This is a genomic window from Streptomyces sp. NBC_01224 (assembly GCF_036002945.1).
In the GTDB taxonomy this organism is placed as follows: Bacteria; Actinomycetota; Actinomycetes; order Streptomycetales; family Streptomycetaceae; genus Streptomyces.
Genome location: NZ_CP108529.1, coordinates 2,940,479 through 2,958,797, shown reverse-complemented (window position 1 = coordinate 2,958,797; position 18,319 = coordinate 2,940,479). Strand labels below are relative to the sequence as shown.

The 18,319-nt window shown below is 69.7% G+C and carries 18 protein-coding genes and 1 pseudogene; 8 read left to right on the top strand and 11 right to left on the bottom strand.

Going from position 1 to position 18,319, the window contains the following annotated elements; translation table 11 throughout:
- Window positions 1-67 precede the first annotated feature (67 nt).
- The gene (locus OG609_RS12610; RefSeq protein ID WP_093898532.1) at window positions 68-442 is read left to right on the top strand and encodes a F0F1 ATP synthase subunit epsilon; all 375 of its coding nucleotides are present in this window, start codon (window positions 68-70) and stop codon (window positions 440-442) included.
- 134 nt (window positions 443-576) lie between these two features.
- On the top strand, window positions 577-1,023 hold the full coding sequence (locus OG609_RS12605; protein WP_327278028.1) for a DUF2550 domain-containing protein: 447 nt from the start codon (window positions 577-579) through the stop codon (window positions 1,021-1,023).
- A gap of 121 nt (window positions 1,024-1,144) precedes the next feature.
- On the opposite strand, the gene OG609_RS12600 is transcribed toward OG609_RS12605, so the two are convergent.
- The 3 genes from OG609_RS12600 to OG609_RS12590 form a co-directional block, all read right to left on the bottom strand.
- Complete coding sequence (locus OG609_RS12600; RefSeq protein ID WP_327272887.1) at window positions 1,145-3,022, bottom strand: glycoside hydrolase family 18 chitinase; 1,878 nt, start codon at window positions 3,020-3,022, stop codon at window positions 1,145-1,147.
- 169 nt (window positions 3,023-3,191) lie between these two features.
- Window positions 3,192-3,842, bottom strand: a complete 651-nt coding sequence (locus OG609_RS12595; protein ID WP_327272886.1) for a response regulator transcription factor — start codon at window positions 3,840-3,842, stop codon at window positions 3,192-3,194.
- On the bottom strand, window positions 3,839-5,035 hold the full coding sequence (locus OG609_RS12590) for a sensor histidine kinase (protein WP_327278027.1): 1,197 nt from the start codon (window positions 5,033-5,035) through the stop codon (window positions 3,839-3,841). The genes OG609_RS12595 and OG609_RS12590 overlap by 4 nt, the downstream gene beginning before the upstream one ends.
- A gap of 151 nt (window positions 5,036-5,186) precedes the next feature.
- On the opposite strand from OG609_RS12590, the gene OG609_RS12585 reads away from it, so the two are divergent.
- On the top strand, window positions 5,187-5,729 hold the full coding sequence (locus OG609_RS12585; RefSeq protein WP_327272885.1) for a hypothetical protein: 543 nt from the start codon (window positions 5,187-5,189) through the stop codon (window positions 5,727-5,729).
- A gap of 54 nt (window positions 5,730-5,783) precedes the next feature.
- Here OG609_RS12585 and OG609_RS12580 read toward each other — a convergent pair whose 3' ends face one another.
- The 3 genes and pseudogenes from OG609_RS12580 to OG609_RS12570 form a co-directional block, all read right to left on the bottom strand.
- Window positions 5,784-6,356, bottom strand: coding sequence for a cob(I)yrinic acid a,c-diamide adenosyltransferase (locus tag OG609_RS12580; protein WP_114246685.1), 573 nt, complete (start codon window positions 6,354-6,356; stop codon window positions 5,784-5,786).
- A gap of 71 nt (window positions 6,357-6,427) precedes the next feature.
- Window positions 6,428-7,177, bottom strand: a complete 750-nt coding sequence (locus OG609_RS12575) for an ABC transporter permease (RefSeq protein WP_327272884.1) — start codon at window positions 7,175-7,177, stop codon at window positions 6,428-6,430.
- Window positions 7,178-7,190: 13 nt separating this feature from the next.
- A pseudogene (locus tag OG609_RS12570) lies at window positions 7,191-7,808 on the bottom strand (ABC transporter ATP-binding protein); the annotation flags it as partial.
- A 209-nt stretch (window positions 7,809-8,017) separates the two neighbouring features.
- Here OG609_RS12570 and OG609_RS12565 point away from each other — a divergent pair.
- The 3 genes from OG609_RS12565 to OG609_RS12555 all read left to right on the top strand — a co-directional run bounded on the left by OG609_RS12565 (window position 8,018) and on the right by OG609_RS12555 (window position 12,229).
- Window positions 8,018-8,866 carry a 3-hydroxyacyl-CoA dehydrogenase family protein gene (locus tag OG609_RS12565; protein ID WP_327272883.1) on the top strand — a complete coding sequence of 283 codons (849 nt, stop codon included), beginning with the start codon at window positions 8,018-8,020 and terminating at the stop codon, window positions 8,864-8,866.
- Window positions 8,867-9,102: 236 nt separating this feature from the next.
- Complete coding sequence (locus OG609_RS12560) at window positions 9,103-9,426, top strand: STAS domain-containing protein (protein ID WP_266357903.1); 324 nt, start codon at window positions 9,103-9,105, stop codon at window positions 9,424-9,426.
- A gap of 250 nt (window positions 9,427-9,676) precedes the next feature.
- Window positions 9,677-12,229 (top strand): ATP-binding protein, encoded by a 2,553-nt coding sequence (locus tag OG609_RS12555; RefSeq protein WP_327272882.1) that lies wholly within the window; start codon window positions 9,677-9,679, stop codon window positions 12,227-12,229.
- Window positions 12,230-12,282: 53 nt separating this feature from the next.
- Here the strand turns inward: OG609_RS12555 and nucS are convergent, their stop codons facing one another.
- Entirely contained in the window at window positions 12,283-12,954 is a 672-nt protein-coding gene (nucS, locus tag OG609_RS12550) for an endonuclease NucS (protein ID WP_327272881.1), read from the bottom strand.
- A gap of 263 nt (window positions 12,955-13,217) precedes the next feature.
- Between nucS and OG609_RS12545 the strand changes: the two genes are divergently transcribed.
- Window positions 13,218-13,610 carry an SCO5389 family protein gene (locus OG609_RS12545; RefSeq protein WP_030916014.1) on the top strand — a complete coding sequence of 131 codons (393 nt, stop codon included), beginning with the start codon at window positions 13,218-13,220 and terminating at the stop codon, window positions 13,608-13,610.
- Between the two features lie 77 nt (window positions 13,611-13,687).
- Here the strand turns inward: OG609_RS12545 and OG609_RS12540 are convergent, their stop codons facing one another.
- A complete protein-coding gene (locus OG609_RS12540) occupies window positions 13,688-14,731 on the bottom strand; it encodes an LLM class flavin-dependent oxidoreductase (RefSeq protein WP_327272880.1) in 1,044 nt (347 codons plus the stop codon).
- A gap of 210 nt (window positions 14,732-14,941) precedes the next feature.
- On the opposite strand from OG609_RS12540, the gene OG609_RS12535 reads away from it, so the two are divergent.
- Window positions 14,942-15,271 (top strand): ATP/GTP-binding protein, encoded by a 330-nt coding sequence (locus tag OG609_RS12535; protein ID WP_327272879.1) that lies wholly within the window; start codon window positions 14,942-14,944, stop codon window positions 15,269-15,271.
- Window positions 15,272-15,306: 35 nt separating this feature from the next.
- On the opposite strand, the gene OG609_RS12530 is transcribed toward OG609_RS12535, so the two are convergent.
- The 3 genes from OG609_RS12530 to OG609_RS12520 form a co-directional block, all read right to left on the bottom strand.
- Window positions 15,307-15,987, bottom strand: a complete 681-nt coding sequence (locus OG609_RS12530; RefSeq protein WP_442818073.1) for an ABC transporter permease subunit — start codon at window positions 15,985-15,987, stop codon at window positions 15,307-15,309.
- 188 nt (window positions 15,988-16,175) lie between these two features.
- The gene (locus OG609_RS12525) at window positions 16,176-17,333 is read right to left on the bottom strand and encodes an ATP-binding cassette domain-containing protein (protein WP_327272877.1); all 1,158 of its coding nucleotides are present in this window, start codon (window positions 17,331-17,333) and stop codon (window positions 16,176-16,178) included.
- 203 nt (window positions 17,334-17,536) lie between these two features.
- Window positions 17,537-18,316, bottom strand: a complete 780-nt coding sequence (locus OG609_RS12520) for an ABC transporter permease (protein WP_327272876.1) — start codon at window positions 18,314-18,316, stop codon at window positions 17,537-17,539.
- Between the last annotated feature and the right edge of the window lie 3 nt (window positions 18,317-18,319).

Here is an 18,319-nt window from a genome sequence, read left to right as displayed (position 1 = left end):
ACCACGCCCCGTAGAATTGACCCAACACCCGGCATGAACGGCCGGGTGGTGACCCGAGGAGCCACCCTTGGCTGCTGAGCTGCACGTCGAGCTGGTCGCCGCGGACCGCAGTGTCTGGTCCGGCGAGGCCACCCTGGTCGTCGCGCGCACCACGTCCGGCGACATCGGCGTCATGCCCGGTCACCAGCCGCTTCTGGGTGTGCTGGAATCGGGCCCGGTGACGATCCGTACGAGCGACGGCGGGACCGTGGTCGCCGCTGTGCACGGCGGTTTCATCTCGTTCGCGGACGACAAGCTCTCGCTGCTCGCGGAGATCGCGGAGCTGGCGGACGAGATCGATGTCCAGCGCGCCGAGCGTGCGCTGGAGCGTGCGAAGTCGGACACAGACGCCGCCTCCGAGCGGCGCGCCGAAGTGCGACTGCGTGCGGTGGCGGTGCGCTAGCGCACCGCGACACGTAGCTTTACCCTCAGCCGCGGCCCGAGCTGGAGACCACTCCAGACCGTGCCGCGGCTGAGGCGATGCAGGTGCAGTTCTGGTGGTATCCGTTACTCGACGACGCGAGGAGGTCGGTGGAGATGTTCCTCGCGCTGTGGGTGGGCGGGCTGGTCGTCGCGCTGATCGCGGTTGGTCTCTTCGTCTTCGGTCTGCGCCGGCGGCTGATTCAGCGCTCCGGTGGGACCTTCGACTGCAGCCTGCGATGGAATGTGCCGGAGGAACCCGATCTCTCGGGCAAGGGCTGGGTGTACGGGGTCGCCCGGTACAGCGGCGACCGGATCGACTGGTTCCGGGTCTTCTCGTACGCTCCTCGCCCCCGCCGGGTCCTGGAGCGTTCCGCGATCGAGGTGGTCGCCCGTCGACTGCCCGAGGGCGAGGAGGAACTGGCGCTCCTGTCCGATGCCGTGGTGCTCGGCTGTCTCCATGGTGGGACCCGCCTGGAGCTGGCCATGAGCGAGGACGCGCTGACCGGATTCCTTGCCTGGCTGGAGGCGGCTCCGCCCGGCCAGAGGGTGAACGTGGCCTGAGCCCGAGGTCCGTACGACGTGGCCTCAGGCCCGTACGGCAGCCGACGAAAAACCGGGGAGACAGGGGGCGGACCTGTCTCCCCGGCGGCTTTCCGGGGTTGTGCGCGGTACTGAGTGGGGGTTACTTCAGACCGTTGTTGATCGCGCTCACGAGTTCACCGTTGGTGGTGTCACCACTGAACTCCCAGAAGAACGCGCCTCCCAGGCCCTGGCCCTTCGCCCAGGTCATCTTGGACGCGATGGTGGCCGGGGTGTCGTAGCTCCACCAGTTGGTGCCGCAGCGTGCGTACGCCGTACCGGCGATCGTGCCGGTGGCCGGGCAACTGGTCTTCAGGACCTTGTAGTCCTCGATGCCCGCTTCGTACGTACCGGGGGCCGCACCGGTGGCGGTGCCGCCGGGCGCGTCCTGGGTGACGCCGGTCCAGCCGCGGCCGTAGAAACCGATGCCGAGCAGCAGCTTCGAGGCCGGGACGCCCTGGGCCTTCAGCTTGGCGATGGCGTCGGCGGAGTTGAAGCCGGCCTGCGGGATGCCGCTGTAGGAGGTGAGCGGGGAGTGCGGGGCGGTCGGGCCCTTCGCGTCCCAGGCGCCGAAGAAGTCGTACGTCATCACGTTGTACCAGTCCAGGGACTGGGCGGCGCCCGCGTAGTCGGTGGCGTCGATCTTGCCACCGGTGGAGGCGTCGGCGGTGATGGCGGCCGTCACCAGGTTGTTGTTGCCGAACTTGGTGCGCAGCGCCGAGGTGATTCCCTTCAGGGCGGCCGGACCGCTGGTGTCGCAGGTCAGACCACAGGCGTTGGGATACTCCCAGTCGATGTCGATGCCGTCGAAGACATCGGCCCAGCGGGGGTCCTCGACCAGGTTGTAGCAGGACTGGGCGAACGCGGCCGGGTTCTTCGCGGCCTCACCGAAGCCGCCGGACCAGGTCCAGCCGCCGAAGGACCACAGGACCTTGATGTTCGGGTACTTCGCCTTGAGCTTGCGCAGCTGGTTGAAGCTGCCGCGCAGCGGCTGGTCCCAGGTGTCGGCGACGCCGTCGACGGACTTGTCGGCGGTGTACGCCATGTCGTAGTCGGCGTAGGCGTCACCGATTGCGCACTTGCCGCCGGTCACATTCCCGAAGGCGTAGTTGATGTGCGTGATCTTCGCGGCCGAACCCGAGGTGTCCAGGTTCTTGACGTGGTAATTCCGGCCGTAGACACCCCAGTCGGTGAAATAACCGAGGTTGACCTTGCCGCCGGTGCCGGGGTCGGGGTTGCCGCCGCCACCGGTGGTGTGGACCTTGACCGCGCCGCTGACCGGTCCGGTCTGGTCGGCGGTGTCACGGGCCTGCACGGTGTACGAGTAGTCGGTGCCCGCGGTGAGACCGGTGTTGGTGTACGTCGTACCGGTGACCGTGGCGATGACGGCGCCGTCGCGCAGGACGTCGTAGTTCTTGATGCCGTGGTCGTCGGTCGCGGCGGTCCAGCTCAGTTTGGCCGAGGTGTCGGTGATGGAGCTCGCGGTGGGGGTGCCCGGCGCCGAGGGGGCGTTGTCGCCGGGGACGCTGCCGCCGTCGCAGGAGGCGCCGTTCAGCTTGCAGCCGGTGGGGGCGCCGGAGCCGGTGCCGTTGAAGCCGAAGGAGACGCTGGCGCCCGGTGCGACCGAGCCGTTCCAGCCGACGTTCTTGGCGGTCCAGTGGGTTCCGGAGCTGGTGACGGTGGCGTCCCAGGCGGAACTGACCGTGGTGCCCGAGGGGAAGTCCCACTCGATGGTCCAGGAGGAGAGGGCGGTGGTGCCGGTGTTCTTCACCGTCCACTGGCCCTCGAAGCCGCTGCCCCAGTCGGACTTCTTGAGGTACGTGGCGGTTGCCGAGGTGGCGGCTTCGGCGGGGGAGGCCAGGCCGACCATCGCGGCGAGCGGGAGAAGCAGTGCGGTGAGGCCCGCGACCGCTCTGGATCTGGTGGCTCTTCCGTTCCCGAGTCTGAATCGGGCCCGGCGTAGGGGGGTTTCAGTGCTCAACGGTGCTCCTCGGGTGAGGTCCGGACAAACGGGGGTGGTCCGTGGACTGCAAACCCTGCGCCGCCCTGAGCACGCCTTGTCATGGCGCACTCACCGCAGTGTGCTCGGTGAGATTAGGAAGGTCTGGACCAATCGTCAAGAGGTCCAGACCAAAGTTCGCAGCTAAACCTCAGATGCCCAACTCCTGTGCCAGTACCGCCGCCTGGACGCGGCTGCGTAGCTGCAGTTTGCCCAGCACTCTGCTGACGTGCGTCTTCACGGTCGCCTCGGCCATCGAGAGGCGGACCGCGATCTCGGCATTCGACAGCCCCGCGCCGAGACACCCCAGCACCTCCCGCTCCCTCCGGGTGAGTGCATGGAGCACCGCAGGGTCGGGCGCGCTCGCAGGCCGTACGGGGATGGTTCCGGCGAACTCCGCGATCAGGCGGCGCGTCACGGCGGGGGCGATCATCCCCTCGCCGCGCGCCACCGTGCGCACCGCTTCGAGCAGATCGTGTGCATCGGCGTTCTTCAGCAGAAAGCCCGCCGCTCCCGCCCGCAGTGCCCCGAAGACGTATTCGTCCAGATCGAACGTCGTCAGCATCAGCACATCCGTGAGCTGCTCGGCCACCACCTGCCTGGTCGCCGACACCCCGTCGAGGCGCGGCATCTGAATGTCCATCAGCACCAGGTCCGGCCGTAGTTCGCGGGCCAGGCGCACCGCCTCCTCACCGTCCCCGGCCTCGCCGACGACTTCGATGTCCGGCGCACTGCGCAGAATGAGCACCAGCCCCGCACGGACGGCCGACTGGTCCTCGGCGACCACAACCCGGATCGTCATGCCCTCACGGTTCCTTCCTCCACGGGCAGTTCGGCCCGTACCCGCCAGATCTTCGTCCGGTCGCCGGTGCTCACCGGACCCGCCTCGATCTCTCCGCCCAGCAGCGCCACTCTCTCCCGCATCCCCACCAGGCCGGCCCCCGATCCGGGTGCGCGCGGTCCCGGACGGTGGCCGTACACACTGCTGACCTCGACCGTGAACAGCTGCCCGGCCCGCCCGATCCGTACCACGACCGGGCCGGGAGCGGCATGCTTGAGCGCGTTCGTCAGGGACTCCTGGACGATACGGTAGGTGGCCAGCTCGACCGGCGCGGGCAACGGGCCCTGATCGCCGCGGGTGTCCTCGAAGGTGCAGGTCAGTCCGCTCGACGCGGCGTTCGTGCGGGTCTGCTCGACCAGTGCGTCCAGCGAGGCGAGCGTCGGCGAGGCGCTCGGCTCCGGGGTGGCGCCGCCGGCGCGGAGCAGCCCGATCAGCCGGCGCATCTCGGCGAGACCGTCGACGCTGTTCTCCCGGATCACCCCCAGAGCCTCGCGCGAGGTGTCGGGGTCGTCGATGGAGAGGGCGGCGGTGGAGTGGATGGCGATTGCGGAGAGATGGTTCGCCACCATGTCGTGCAGCTCACGGGCCATCCGGGTGCGCTCGGCGGTCACCGCCTGGGTACGGTCCATCTCGGCCAGCAGCGCGGTCTGATCGGCGCGCAGCCTGGCGGTCTCCGCGGCGTCGCGGTGGTTGCGGACGCTGACCCCTGTGATCGCGGGCCCGAACGAGACCACCCCGGTGAGGACGCCGATGAGCAGCGCCTGGGGGTTGCGGAACCACGCCAGGAACCCGATGGTGACCGCGACCGTGATCAGGAAGGTGGTCACCGGGATGCGTCGGGCGGCGGCCGGTGTCCCGTACAGCACGGCCGCGTACATCAGATCCGTGAACATCATGACCGTCGCCAGATTCCCGACCGTGAACTGGTCGGCGACCAGCGCGAGTGTGCCGATGACCAGCGCCGTCTGTGGGGCGGTCCGACGGACCAGTTCGAGCACCGAGACGACGGCGAGCGGCAGCAGGGAGAGCCAGGGGGCGACGAAGGTCCGGTTGCCCTGCATGTGCAGCCCGAGCATCCACAGGAAAAGACCGCCGCAGAGACCGATGGCAGCGATGAGCACGTCGTGGCGGTGCGGGCGGGCGTAGGGGAGCACCCTCCTATCCAACACGGCGGCTTCCCCGCGGACCTCCGTACCGGGGGCGAGGTACGAGTACATCGAAGTATGCAGTCACGGTTCGTCACTGCCGACGACGATCCCGGGCACCTCGGCCGGGAGGCTGGAGGGAACGGGAAGGAGAAGTGCTGTGATCGTCACGCTGATCGTCCTCTGCGAAGTCGCCTTCTGGGTACTGCTGGCCGCGGGGCTCGCACTGCGGTACCCGGCGAAGAAGCCGCGGCTGGGTGCGGCCGTGCTGCTGTGCGAGCCGCTGCTGGAGGTCGTGCTGCTGGTGGTGACGGCCATCGACCTGAAGAACGGGGCCGAGCCCGACTGGAAGCACGGGCTCGCCGCGGTCTACATCGGCTTCACGGTGGGGCTCGGCCACTCCACGATCCGCTGGGTCGACGCCCGGTTCGCCCACCGCTTCGCGGGCGGGCCGCCGCCGGTGAAGCCGCCGAAGTACGGCATGGAGCGCGCGGCGCACGAGTGGAAGGTCGCGGCGCGGTGGACGGTCGCGGCCGTGACGGCGCTTGCGCTGCTGCAGGCGGCGATCTGGTACGTGGGCGGGGACGGGGATGTGACGTCGCTGCAGTCGTGGCAGCAGAAGATGCTGTTCGTGATCGGGATCAACGTGGTCGTCGCGGGGAGCTACACGGTGTTCCCGAAGCGGGAGGGGGCGGGGCGCTGAGAGGTCGGACGGGCTTGATCTTCAAGCCCGTCCGGCGCTTGATGACAACAACCGTTACCGCTCGCCGCCAGGTACCCACAGCACGTCGCCGACCTCCTTGTTCGCCGTCCTCGCGAGGATGAACAGCAGGTCGGAGAGGCGGTTGAGGTACGTCGCCGTCAGCGCGTTCATCACCTCACCGTGCACCTCCAGGGCCGCCCACGTGGACCGCTCCGCACGCCGGACCACCGTGCACGCCTGGTGCAGCAGCGCCGCCCCCGGCGTACCGCCCGGAAGGATGAAGCTGCGCAGCTTCTCCAGTTGCTCCAGGAAGTGGTCGCAGTCCGCCTCCAGCTTGTCGACGTAACTCTGCTCGACCCGCAGTGGTGGATACTTCGGGTCCTCGACGACCGGCGTCGACAGATCCGCGCCCACGTCGAACAGGTCGTTCTGCACGCGGACGAGGACCTTCACGACATCCTCGGAGAGCTGCCCGAGCGCGATCGCCGTACCGATGACGGCATTGGCCTCATTGGTGTCGGCGTACGCGGAGATCCGCAGATCGGTCTTGGCGGTCCGGCTCATGTCGCCCAGGGCGGTGGTGCCCTGATCGCCGGTGCGGGTGTAGATACGTGTCAGATTGACCATGTGGCCAGCCTAGGGTCTTTCGTTTGGATCAGGCCCCGCGAGCCCGGCGTGATCCAAACGAGAGGCCCTGGTTACGCACCGGCCCTGCGGAAGACACGTGTGCCCACCGTCACGGCGAGTGCCGCGAAGCCGAGGGCGACCAGGGCGCCGTACAGCATGGAGGCGGTGGCGTACTGACCGATGTACGCGTCCCGGATCGCGTCCACCGGATAGCGCAGCGGCATGAAATGGGAGAGGACGTCCAGCCAGCCGGGCGCGAGGGCCATCGGCAGCATCAGGCCCGACAGCAGCATCGACGGCATGGAGACCGAATTCACGATCGGGCCGAACTCCTGCGGCCGCTCGACCTTCAGCGCCACCGCGTACGACAGGGAGCCGAGGGAGACGGTCAGCAGGGCGACGAACGCGAACCCGACGAGCACCCCGGCAAGCGGCGCCCGCAGGCCCATGAGCAGCGCGGCGAGAATCAGCAGCACCGCCTGGAAGACGAACAGAGCGGCATCCCGCAGCACCCGGCCCAGCAGCAGCGCGAGACGGCTGACGGGCGAGACGCGCATCCGTTCCACGACCCCGTAGTTCTTCTCGACGATGATCGAGAATCCCGAGAACAGGCCGCCGAACAAGCTGAGTTGAAGCAGCAGCCCGGGCACGAGCACCTGCCAGGAACTGCCGCGCGACCCCAGGGGCAGGTTGGTCAGGAGCGGTCCGAACAGCAGGAGGTGGAGCAGCGGCATCAGCACGCCGAAGAGGATCTGGAATTTGGAGCGCAGGGTCTGGCGGGCGTAGCGCCCGAAGATCAGCGCGGTGTCCTGCAAGAGCATGTCTCTCGACGTCCTATACGGCTACAGGGGTGGAGTCGGCCGGCGCCGGACCGCGGCCGGTGATGGCGAGGAACGTGTCCTGGAGGGTCGCGTCGATCGAGCCGCCGTGCGCCAGCTTCAGCGCGCCCGGCGTGCCCTCGGCCACCACGACGCCCTTGTCGACGATAACGAGCCGGTCGGAGAGCGCGTCCGCCTCGTCGAGGTAGTGCGTGGTCAGGAAGACCGTGGTGCCGTGCTCGTCGCGCAGTCGGCGGACCAGGTCCCAGAGGTCCGCGCGGCTCGCCGGGTCCAGACCTGTCGTCGGCTCGTCGAGGAACAGGACCCTGGGGCGGTGCGTGAGCCCCATGGCGATGTCGAGGCGGCGCCGCTGGCCGCCGGAGAGCGCCGCGGTCCTGCGGTCCAGCAGGTCCACCAGATCCAGGTCGCGTGCCAACTCCTCGGCACGCTCGGTCGCTTGGGGCTTCGGCAGGCGGTAGAGCCGCCCTTGGGTGACCAGTTCCTCCCGCACGGTCACATTCGGATCGACGCCGCCGGACTGTGCCACGTAGCCGACGGCCCGGCGCACTCCGACAGGGTCGGCGGCCAGATCGCAGCCGGCCACGGTGGCCGCGCCGCCGGAGGGCGGCACAACTACGCCGTGCGCGGCGACGGGTGAGTCGTACGGGTCCGTGAGCGCTGCTGCCGGTGTGATGTCCGTCATGTGAGACGTGACGCGCATCTCTTCGTGGTCACAGGGCCCCTCACGGGTACTAATCTCCGCCGGAGAGCATGTGAACAACCGTTAGGACCGGCCGTGCAGGGACCAGCTGCAGAGGCGAACAGAAACCAAGGGGTGCAGACGTGGCCAGGAAGCTCGCCGTCATCGGAGCCGGACTCATGGGATCCGGCATTGCGCAGGTCTCCGCCCAGGCAGGCTGGGACGTCGTGCTGCGTGATGTCACCGACGAGGCCCTGACCCGTGGCCGTGACGGCATCAAGGCCTCGTACGACAGGTTCGTCTCCAAGGGGAAGCTGGAGGCGGCCGACGCCGATGCCGCGCTGGCCCGCATCACCACCACCACCGACCTCGACGCGGTCGCCGACGCGGATGTCGTCGTCGAGGCCGTCTTCGAGAAGCTCGAGGTCAAGCACGAGATCTTCCGGGCCCTCGACAAGATCGTCCGGGGCGACGCCGTCCTCGCCTCCAACACCTCCGCGATCCCGATCACCAAGATCGCGGCCGTGACGGAGCGCCCCGAGCGCGTCGTCGGTGTGCACTTCTTCTCGCCGGTTCCGATGATGCAGCTCTGCGAACTCGTACGCGGCTACAAGACCAGCGACGAAACCCTTGCCACTGCACGGGAGTTCGCCGAGTCCGTCGGCAAGACCTGCATCGTCGTCAACCGTGACGTGGCCGGCTTCGTCACCACCCGGCTGATCTCGGCGCTCGTCGTGGAGGCTGCCAAGCTCTACGAGTCGGGCGTCGCCACGGCAGAGGACATCGACATCGCCTGCAAGCTGGGCTTCGGCCACGCCATGGGCCCCCTGGCCACGGCGGACCTGACCGGGGTCGACATCCTGCTGCACGCCACGAGCAACATCTACACCGAGTCCCAGGACGAGAAGTTCGCCGCACCGGAGCTGATGCGCCGGATGGTGGATGCAGGTGACATCGGCCGCAAGAGCGGGCAGGGCTTCTACACGTACTGATCGTTTTCGGTCCTCCGGTTGCCTGATCTGTCGTCGGTCGGGCCCGGAGGTCCGGGGGGCGTCTGCCGGGATCGGTGGATCCGCGTGGGCCCTCGCCGGGCCTTAGTCACTCCGCGGGGTGAATTCGGTATCGGTTCGCTTACAGACGGCAACTTCCCTGTCGCTGTCGCAGTCAGTTGTGGCAGAGACAGAACAGACACACGAACCTTGCTACGGGGCAATTCCGGGGAGCGCATATGCACATCAGGGGCGACCACGCCGAGCTGGTCGTCGGGGGCCGCCTCGACGTCCGAAGCGCGGCGGACGCCCGTACGGCCCTGCACTCGGCCCTCGACAACGGAGTCGGCGACCTGGTGCTCGACCTGACCGAGCTGGATTCCTGGGACGCCACCGGGCTCGGCGTCATCATGGGCGCACACCGCCGAGCCGGTCGGGCCGGACGACGGCTGGTGCTCCGTGGCGTGCCGCCGCAGATGCAGCGCCTGCTGGTGGCGACCCGGCTGCACCGCATTCTCGCCATCGAGGGCGGAATCGCCGCAGACTCCCTGCCGCGCGTGTAGGGGCTGTCCGGCCCCGACCCGGTGGACGGGTCTTGACCGTGCGGCACGGCCGAAGGTGCACAATCCGCACGAGAAAGTGCGCTTCGGACGGCGCGGCCCCCCGACTGTGCGCGGACACTGTGCGACGGTCTAGGGTTCGGCCGTCCGCCGATTGACGAACCCACCAGGCGGACACCGGACCAGAAGCGACAGCGGGGCGTGCGAGGCCGGGAGGGGGCAATCGTGCGCGACGCGTCTGGGGGCTTTGGCGATGGACCCGACACACCGGGGGCCGGAAGAGTACGGCAGGGACAACGACAGCTTCGGTGAGGGAACCGGCCGGCGACGGCCGTCCAGCGATCCTTCCCCAAGCTCTCAGCTCCGTTCGAGCAGGGGAGACCCCATCCCGAGCTCTCAGCTCCGCTCGAGCAGGGGAGGCCCCATTACTCCGGAATTCGGCCAGCAAACGCCACAACAGGCACGCGTGGTCCGGCTCATATCGGGTGACTACCTCCTCACCATCAACCCGGTCGACGGCAGCGAGGTCGAGCTGTGCCCGCCGGGGGAGCAGCCCGATCCGCCGGTCCGGCGCACCGCGGCCGAGCGTGCCGACCGCGAACGCGCCACCGCACCGCCCGTGCCGCCGGGGCCGCCCGCCCCCCAGCTGCCCCTCCTGGAGCGTGCGCAAGAGCGCGAACGGCTGGCACGCCTGCTGGCCCGCGGCCACTCGGTGCGGCTCACCGGACCGGCCGGATCCGGCCGTACGGCACTGCTGAACGCCGTCGCCGCCGACTGCGCGGACCTCGCACCGGACGGAGTCGTACGGCTCTCCGGCTACAAGCGGACCGTCACCGACCTGCTGTACGGGCTCTTCGAGGCCGTCCATGACGCGCGGCTGCACCGGCCCGACCGCGCCGGTCTCCTCGAAAAGGTCCGGAGCATCGGTGCCGTCGTCGTACTCGACGACCTGGAATTCGGCGAGGCCGCGCTGGAGGAGCTGCTCGACGCCACTCCGGAGTGCGCCTTCCTGTTCGCGACGACTCCGGATGTCGCCGCACCCACCCCGGACTCGCACCTCGAAGAGGTCTTCCTCGCGGGCCTCGGCCGCAGCTCCTCGGTCGACCTGCTGGAGCGGGTCGTGGAGCGTCCGCTCACCGAGGAGGAGGCGAACTGGGCGGGAGACCTCTGGTTCGAGTCCGAGGGGCTGCCGCTGCGCTTCGTCCAGGCGGGCGCCCTGCTGCGCCAGCGCGACATGCTGCGCACCGACCCCGACGCGTACGGCGGCCTCGACGGCAGGTCCCTCGACGCACCCTTCGGGCACGACGTGGACGTCGACGGCGTCCACATACCGCTGCCCAGCCTCGGCGAGGGCGCGGCGCCCGCCGCACTGCTCGCCTCACGGCTGAGCGGGCCCGCCCGCGACACCCTGCGATTCGCGGTCGCGCTCGGCGGCGAGGTGCCGCACCAGGCGCATCTGCCGGCGCTCGTCGGGGACACCCATGCCGACGCCGCGCTCGGTGAACTGGCCGGCTGCGGACTGCTCTCCCCGGCCGGTCCCCGCTACCGGCTGGCCGCCGGAGTCCTCGCCCAGCTGGAGGCCGCCGGATACGGCGAGGACAGCATCGACCGGGCCCGGACGGCGGCCCAGCACTACGCATGGTGGGCCGGGCACCCCTCGGTCACCCCCGCACGGGCGACCGCCGAGGCCGACGCGGTCGTCGCGGCGATGGCGCAGCTCGTCCCCGGCGACGGGGCGGGGCAGACCAGCGTGGCCGTGCTGCTGGCCCGCAGCGCCTCCCCGGCCTTCGCGGCAGGACTGCACTGGGGCGCCTGGGAGAAGGCCCTGCGGATCGGCCAGGAGGCGGCCAGGATCGCCGGAGAGGTCGCCGAAGAGGCGTACTTCCACCATGAGTTGGGCGTCCTCGCACTCTGCACCGGCAATCCGGACCGGGCCAGGGCGGAGCTGGAGACCTCGATCAGCATGCGTGGGGCGCTCGCCGACAAGTCCGGCGCGGTGGCCGGACGACGCGCGCTCGCCCTGGTCGAGGACCGCTCCGGCGGGCCGCTGCCCGGCGGACCTGTCCCGGTGGGCGATGACGCGCCGGCCGCGCGGTACGAGGAGCCGGTGCCGCCGCCCGTCGGTCCGACGGCAGCTGTGACGCAGACGTTGTCACGGCCGTACGGGGACGCCACCGCGGTGATGTCCCGGCAGAGCGCCCCCGCAGCCGCCTCAGGCGCGCGGGGAGGCCGTTTCGGAGCGCTGGGCGGGGCCCGGCGCAATCTGGTCGGGGTGGGCGTGGGCGTCCTCCTGGCCGGTGTGCTCGGCACGGTGGTGGTGCTGGGGATGCCGTCAGGCGACGCCCAGGGGAATCCGGGTGTCACGACCGAGCGGTCGGCGGGCCAGGACGACAGCGGGGACGGAGGCCCGGCCGACAGACCGACGGACGGCTCGACCCCCGGAGACACGGCGTCCAGCGGCAGCGCGGTGAGGCCGGGTCCGTCGGGCAGCCAGGCCACGCCTGGCGTGAGCGGTACGCCGTCCACGGACTCGACGGGGCCGGGCGACACCCCGTCGTCGGAGACACCGTCCAGCGACAAGCCGTCGTCGGGCAAGCCGACCAAGTCGTCCAGCCCGACGAAGTCGTCCACGCCGACGAAGTCGAGCAGCCCGAGCCCGACTCCGACGGAGACCGACTCCCCGGACCCGACGGACTCGGCGACCGAGACCCCGCCGACGTCGCCGAACACCTCGGACTCGGCGAGCGGGCCTTCTTCTTCGTCGTCAGCGGCGGCCAGTGCGGACAGCAGTCCGACCGTGGCCTGAGCCGAGCTCTGCGGACGCCGGACGGGCCATGCACGTCCGGCGTCCGCGGAACGTCAGAACAGGCGCAGCTTGTCGTCCTCGATGCCGCGCAGCGCGTCGTAGTCGAGGACCACACAGTCGATGCCGCGGTCCGTCGCCAGCACTCGCGCCTGCGGCTTGATCTCCTGCGCCGCGAAAATGCCCTTCACGGGGGCGAGGTGGGGATCGCGGTTGAGCAGCTCCAGATAGCGGGTCAGCTGCTCCACGCCGTCGATGTCGCCGCGCCGCTTCAGCTCCACGGCCACGGTCCGGCCGTCGGCGTCCCGGCACAGGATGTCGACCGGTCCGATGGCGGTGAAGTACTCACGGCGGATCAGGGTGTAGCCCTCGCCGAGTGTCTCGATCCGGTCAGCGAGGAGTTCCTGCAGATGTGCTTCGACGCCGTCCTTGATGAGGCCCGGGTCGACACCCAGCTCATGGGACGAGTCATGGAGGATTTCCTCCATCGTGATGATCAGTTTCTCGCCCGCTTTGTTGACCACGGTCCAGACGCCCGCGGTGTCGTCGGCGCCCTCCTTGAGGGTGCAGGGCGGTGACATCCAGTTGAGGGGCTTGTACGCCCTGTCGTCGGCGTGGATCGATACGCTCCCGTCCGCCTTCACCAGGATCAGACGGGGAGCGGAGGGCAGGTGGGCCGTGAGCCGGCCGGCGTAGTCCACGGAGCAGCGGGCGATGACGAGACGCATGGTCGGCAACGCTACTCGACGACGGGGGCTCCACGCGATTCTCCCTCCGCCGCCCGCTCTGCGCCCCGGACCGGGGCCCCAGGGGCTTGCCCCTCTTTGCTCCCCTTCGTTATTGGCCGGTTGTGTTCCCAATCTCCTGGTGCGGCCAGGACTGCACCCTTACGGTGGAAGCAGGAGGTCGCCGTCTGTGCACGCTGCGTCGCCGTCCTCCTTCCCTGCCCGTAAGGCCCCGGCCCGGCGTCGGGGTCGCGAGAGGAGAACCCATGTCGCTCGACGTCTCACCGGCGCTGTTGGAACAGGCCGAGCGAGGCGAGGTCGACGAAGCCGACTTCGTCGACTGCGTCCGGACCTCCCTGCCCTTCGCATGGGAGATGATCAGCTCTCTGGTGGCTCAGCTGAAGGTCGACGGCGGAGAGTTCGCCGACAACCAGACGCCCCCGCCGGACGAGCAGGCACGTGGTCAGCTGCTGCGCGCGCTCGCGAGTGATGCGATACGTGGCGCTCTGCAGCGGCACTTCGGGGTGCGTCTGGCATTCCAGAACTGCCACCGCGTCGCGGTGTTCCCGCTGGACGCCTCGGTCGACGAGCGCCTGGCCCGCTTCACCTCGGTGAGGGGCCAGTTGCTCAATCAGTCGCCCGAACTACGGGACTGCTAAACGCTTCTGCTGCCGTTCCGGGCCGCGGGAGGTGCAACTGGCTCCGGGGCGGCAGCCCCCGTACCTCTTACGACTGTTTATGAGAGCAGCGGCAGTACTTCAGTGCCCAGCCGCGTTACGTTCTCCTCCGTGGCCGCCAGATCTCCCGAACCCTCCACCAGGAGCGCGAAGCGGGTGATGCCTGTCCGCTCGGCGGTGGCGGCGAGCCGGTCGGCCGCGAGCCGGGGCGGGCCCACCGGATGAAGGCCGCACAGCAGCTCCGTATAGGCGACCGGGTCGCGCATCACCCGGTGCCGGCCGTCGACCGTCACATGGGCGTCCAGGCCCTGTCGCAGCCAGCCCGGCATCGCCTTCACGAGCGTCTCCACGGCGTCCTCGGCACGGTCGGCGATCTGGGCCACCCCTGCGGACACATGTCCGGTCTCCCGGACGCTCTCGGGCGAGTGGCCGGCGGCGAGGGCGGCGGAGCGCCACAGGGCGACCATCTCGGCCTTCTCCTCATCGCCGCAGTGCATACCGAGCAGCATCGGCAGACCGTTCTGTGCGGCGAGCTTCACCGTCTTCGGCGAGGTGCACGCGACGATCACCTCGGGACCGCCGGGGCTCTCGCCGCCGGCCACGTCGAGCAGCTCGTCGGCCCGGGGGACCACCGCCACCTCGCGGAAGCCGTACCGCTCCCCGCTCCCCGCCACGCGAGGTTTGCCCAGCCAGTCGAGCAGCAGCTCCAGGGACTCCGGGAAGCCCTTCTCGTACGCCTCCAGGCCCCCTCCGAACACCTCCAGATCCACCCAGGGGCCGCCCCGGCCGACGCCGAGCGTGAATCTGCCGCCGCTGGTGAGATGGAGCAGCGCGGCCTGTTCGCCCAGCGCGACCGGGTGCTGGGTCGGCAGCACGCTCACAGCCGTACCCACCCGGATTCTCCGGGTGCGGCCGAGCAGCAGCGCGGCCAAGGTGACGGCGGACGGGCAGACCCCGTACGGCACGAAATGATGTTCTGCCAGCCAGACCGAGTCGAGCCCGGATTCCTCCGCGACCTCGGTGGACCGGATCGCGCGATGCAGCGCTTCCCCCGGCCCCTGTCCCGGAAACTGGGCTGCCAGTACGAACGTTCCCACACGCATCGCCAATTACCTCCTTGCGGCCGACGCGGCTCTCCCCTACTGGCAACAACGTCTGACACGTGCCAAAGGCACGGTCCGGGGGCAAGTTGTTGCGATTTTCCGGTAACTCACCCCGTCCGGGACGCCGTCCTGTGCGGTGCGGGACACCTCGCTCGGCCAAATGGCCCTACGCTTGACGGGAACTGCCCAGCCTGCCCCGTGAGGTGTCACGTGTCCCCGCGCCGCAACCGCCCCCGAGGCGGCGAGAGTCCCCACGACAGCGCAGCGGAGCCGGGGGCCCGCTACGGCGGCGGCGGGCGCACCGAACTGTGGCATGGCGAGGAGTGGTCGGTCCGCCCGGTGAGCGGCGCGAACGCGGCCGGCAAGCGGTACCGCTGCCCCGGCTGCGACCAGGAGATCCCGTCCGGCGTCCCACACATGGTGGCCTGGTCCGAGTACGGCGGGATCGACGACCGCAGGCACTGGCACAAGGCCTGCTGGAACGCGAAGGACCGCCGCACCACGCAGGTGCAGCGGTCCAGGAACGCGCCTCGCTACTGAGCTCCGGAGGCCGGCGAACGGCGGCCGGTGGCTGGTCAGACGTCGCGCTTCTCCAGCGACGCATAGGCACCGGCCAGGGCCACGGCCGTGACGCCGAGCATGATCCACAGCGGATCCCAGCCGGACGGCCCGGACCCGGTGACCGAGGTGTCGTAGAAAGCGCTGAGCTGGCTGGGGATGGAGTACTCGAAGAACGCCTGCCGCAGGCCGCTGAGCGACTCCGAGAACATGAACATGGCCAGCACGAGCGGCAGCAGCACCACCCCGATCATGATCGTGATCGCACCCGCGGAGTGCCGGATGAGAGCGCCGACTGCGAGCGAGAGCAGGCCCAGCGTCGCGATGTAGAGGCCGACGCCGACAGTGGCGCGCAGCCAGGCGCCACCGGTGGGTGCCTCGCCGTCGAGCATGGCCGTCTGCAACGCGCCGACCAGCGCGGTCGTCACGGTCGTGATGACGAAGGTGAGCAGGAAGAAGACGATCGCCTTCGCGGTCAGTACCCGCACACGGTCGGGGCAGGCCGTCAGCGTCGTACGGATCATGCCGGTGCCGTACTCGGAGGCGGTGGTCATCACGCCGAGCGTGATCACACAGATCGAACCGAGCAGCACTCCGAAGAAGCCGAAGCTGAGCACCGGGGTGTCGCCGATGTTGGCGTCGGAGGTATTGACCGCGATCGCGGCGAGCAGTCCGAGGCCGAGGAGCAACACGATCATGACGCCGAGCGTCCACATGGTGGAGCGCACCGAACGGATCTTGGTCCACTCGGAGGCGAGCGCGTCGCCGAGGGTGGCGCGGCGCACCGGGATCGGTGAGGCGTAGAGCCCGGCCGATGCGTCCTGCCAGTTCTGCTGGGGGACCGGGGCCTGCTGCTGGTACGGCGCCTGCGGGGTCGGCGGTGTGGTCATCGGGCGTCCTCGCTGGTCTCGCGCTTGGTCAGGTCTGCAGGGGCCGCGGCGGGCGCAGCCGGGGTTGCAGGGGCCGCGGCGGCGGGTGCCGCCGGAGCTCCCGCGTACGGGTTCTGTCCGGGCGGCGGCGGGGCGTACCAGCCCTGCTGCGGCATCTCCGGGACCGGCGGCTGCGGCGCCCCGGGCTGCTGTCCGTACCCGCCGTGCACCGGCTGCTGCAGCCCGGCCTTCTGGTCCACCGTCGAGCGGTAGTCCACGGCGCCCTGCGTCATCCGCATGTATGCCTCCTCGAGCGAGGCCTGGTGCGGCGAGAGCTCCCACAGCCGGACGTCCGACTCGTGTGCCAGATCGCTGATCCGCGGCAGCCGCAGACCGGTGATCCGCAGGGCCCCGTCCGGCTCCGACATGACCTGGCCGCCCGCCTCGGTGAGCGAGGCGGTCAGCTTCTCCCGCTGCTCCTGCGCACCGTCCGCGACCCGCACCCGGGCGAAGTCGGCCGAATTGGCGGAGATGAAGTCCTTGACGCTCATGTCGGCGAGCAGCTGCCCGCGACCGATCACGATCAGGTGGTCGGCGGTGAGTGCCATTTCGCTCATCAGATGGCTGGACACGAAGACCGTACGGCCCTCCGACGCCAGCATCTTCATCAGATTGCGGACCCAGAGGATGCCCTCGGGGTCGAGTCCGTTGACGGGCTCGTCGAAGAGCAGCACCTGCGGGTCGCCGAGCAGCGCCGCCGCGATGCCGAGCCGCTGGCCCATACCGAGCGAGAAGCCCCTGGACCGCTTCCGCGCGACGTCGTGGAGACCGACGACACCGAGCACCTCGTCGACCCGGGCGGCCGGGATGCCGGCGAGCTGGGCGAGCGAGAGGAGGTGGTTACGGGCGCTGCGCCCGCCGTGCACCGCCTTCGCGTCCAGCAGCGCACCCACCTGCCGCGGAGCGTTCGGCAGACTGCGGAAGGGGTGGCCGCCGATCGTGACATGGCCGGAAGTCGGTCGGTCCAGGCCCAGCATCATGCGCATGGTGGTGGACTTGCCCGACCCATTGGGACCGAGGAATCCGGTGACGGCCCCCGGCCGCACCTGGAAGGAAAGGTTGTAAACGGCCGTCTTCGCGCCATAGCGCTTGGTCAGGCCGACTGCCTCGATCATGCTCCAGCCCCATCGACTTCGTCTGTCGTCGGGGCCCAGGCCGTCAGGCCGCACGCCCCCGTAAGAGTTAGGAGGATATCCAGGCCTTGACGGTTCCGACCAAGTCGTTACGAGAGCGCATCGCCCCCCGGCAGAGCGGACGGAGTGCTTCCGGGCCGGTCAGGTCTTGCGTCCGCCCACCGGCCATGGGTCCCGCCCACCGGTCATGCGTCCCGCTTCTTCAGTACGAGATAGCCGCCTACCAGCGCGGCCGCCACCCAAGCGACCAGAATGCCGAGCCCGCCCCACGGTCCGTACGGAGCGGGGTTGCTGTTCATGGCGTCCGGAACAACCTGCATGATCTTGGATCCGGCCTGGTCGGGGAAGTAGCGGGCGACCTTCTTCGCGCCCGGGACCGCCGACAGGATCTGGGAGATCAGGAAGAAGAACGGCATCAGGATGCCGAGCGACAGCATGGAGCTGCGCAGCATCGTCGCCACACCCATGGAGAAGATCCCGATCAGGCCCATGTAGATGCCGCCGCCGACCACCGCGCGCAGGACATTGTCCGCACCGATGTCCGTGTGATGGTCGCCGAGGAGGGACTGCCCGAGGAAGAACGAGACGAAGCTGGTGGCGATACCGACCACCAGGGCCAGCACACCGGCCACCGCGACCTTGCTGAAGAGGAACGAACCGCGCTGGGGCACGGCCGCCAGCGAGGTGCGGATCATGCCCGAGCTGTACTCCGTACCGACCACCAGGACACCGAATACGACCATGGCCAGCTGGCCGAGGACCATGCCGGAGAAGCTGATGAGGGTCGGGTCGAAGGTGACCCTCTCCGCCGGGGGGAGGTCGTCGAACTGGGCGTTCATCAGGGCGCAGAGCGCCGCGCTCATCGCGACGGTGACGACGAACGCGGAGATCAGGGTCCAGACGGTCGACGAAACCGTACGGATCTTGGTCCACTCGGAGGTCAGGACCGCGGGTACCGATGCCATCGT

What these genes read in the sequence shown, in the direction of transcription:
- OG609_RS12605 (WP_327278028.1), top strand. Translation starts at nt 577, where the DNA reads ATGTTCCTCGCGCTGTGGGTGGGCGGGCTGGTCGTCGCGCTGATCGCG.
- OG609_RS12595 (WP_327272886.1), bottom strand. Translation starts at nt 3,842, where the DNA reads ATGACGATCCGGGTTGTGGTCGCCGAGGACCAGTCGGCCGTCCGTGCG.
- OG609_RS12580 (WP_114246685.1), bottom strand. Translation starts at nt 6,356, where the DNA reads ATGGTCAATCTGACACGTATCTACACCCGCACCGGCGATCAGGGCACC.
- OG609_RS12575 (WP_327272884.1), bottom strand. Translation starts at nt 7,177, where the DNA reads ATGCTCTTGCAGGACACCGCGCTGATCTTCGGGCGCTACGCCCGCCAG.
- OG609_RS12560 (WP_266357903.1), top strand. Translation starts at nt 9,103, where the DNA reads ATGCACATCAGGGGCGACCACGCCGAGCTGGTCGTCGGGGGCCGCCTC.
- OG609_RS12555 (WP_327272882.1), top strand. Translation starts at nt 9,677, where the DNA reads ATGGACCCGACACACCGGGGGCCGGAAGAGTACGGCAGGGACAACGAC.
- nucS (WP_327272881.1), bottom strand. Translation starts at nt 12,954, where the DNA reads ATGCGTCTCGTCATCGCCCGCTGCTCCGTGGACTACGCCGGCCGGCTC.
- OG609_RS12545 (WP_030916014.1), top strand. Translation starts at nt 13,218, where the DNA reads ATGTCGCTCGACGTCTCACCGGCGCTGTTGGAACAGGCCGAGCGAGGC.
- OG609_RS12540 (WP_327272880.1), bottom strand. Translation starts at nt 14,731, where the DNA reads ATGCGTGTGGGAACGTTCGTACTGGCAGCCCAGTTTCCGGGACAGGGG.
- OG609_RS12530 (WP_442818073.1), bottom strand. Translation starts at nt 15,987, where the DNA reads ATGATCGTGTTGCTCCTCGGCCTCGGACTGCTCGCCGCGATCGCGGTC.
- OG609_RS12525 (WP_327272877.1), bottom strand. Translation starts at nt 17,333, where the DNA reads ATGATCGAGGCAGTCGGCCTGACCAAGCGCTATGGCGCGAAGACGGCC.
- OG609_RS12520 (WP_327272876.1), bottom strand. Translation starts at nt 18,316, where the DNA reads ATGGCATCGGTACCCGCGGTCCTGACCTCCGAGTGGACCAAGATCCGT.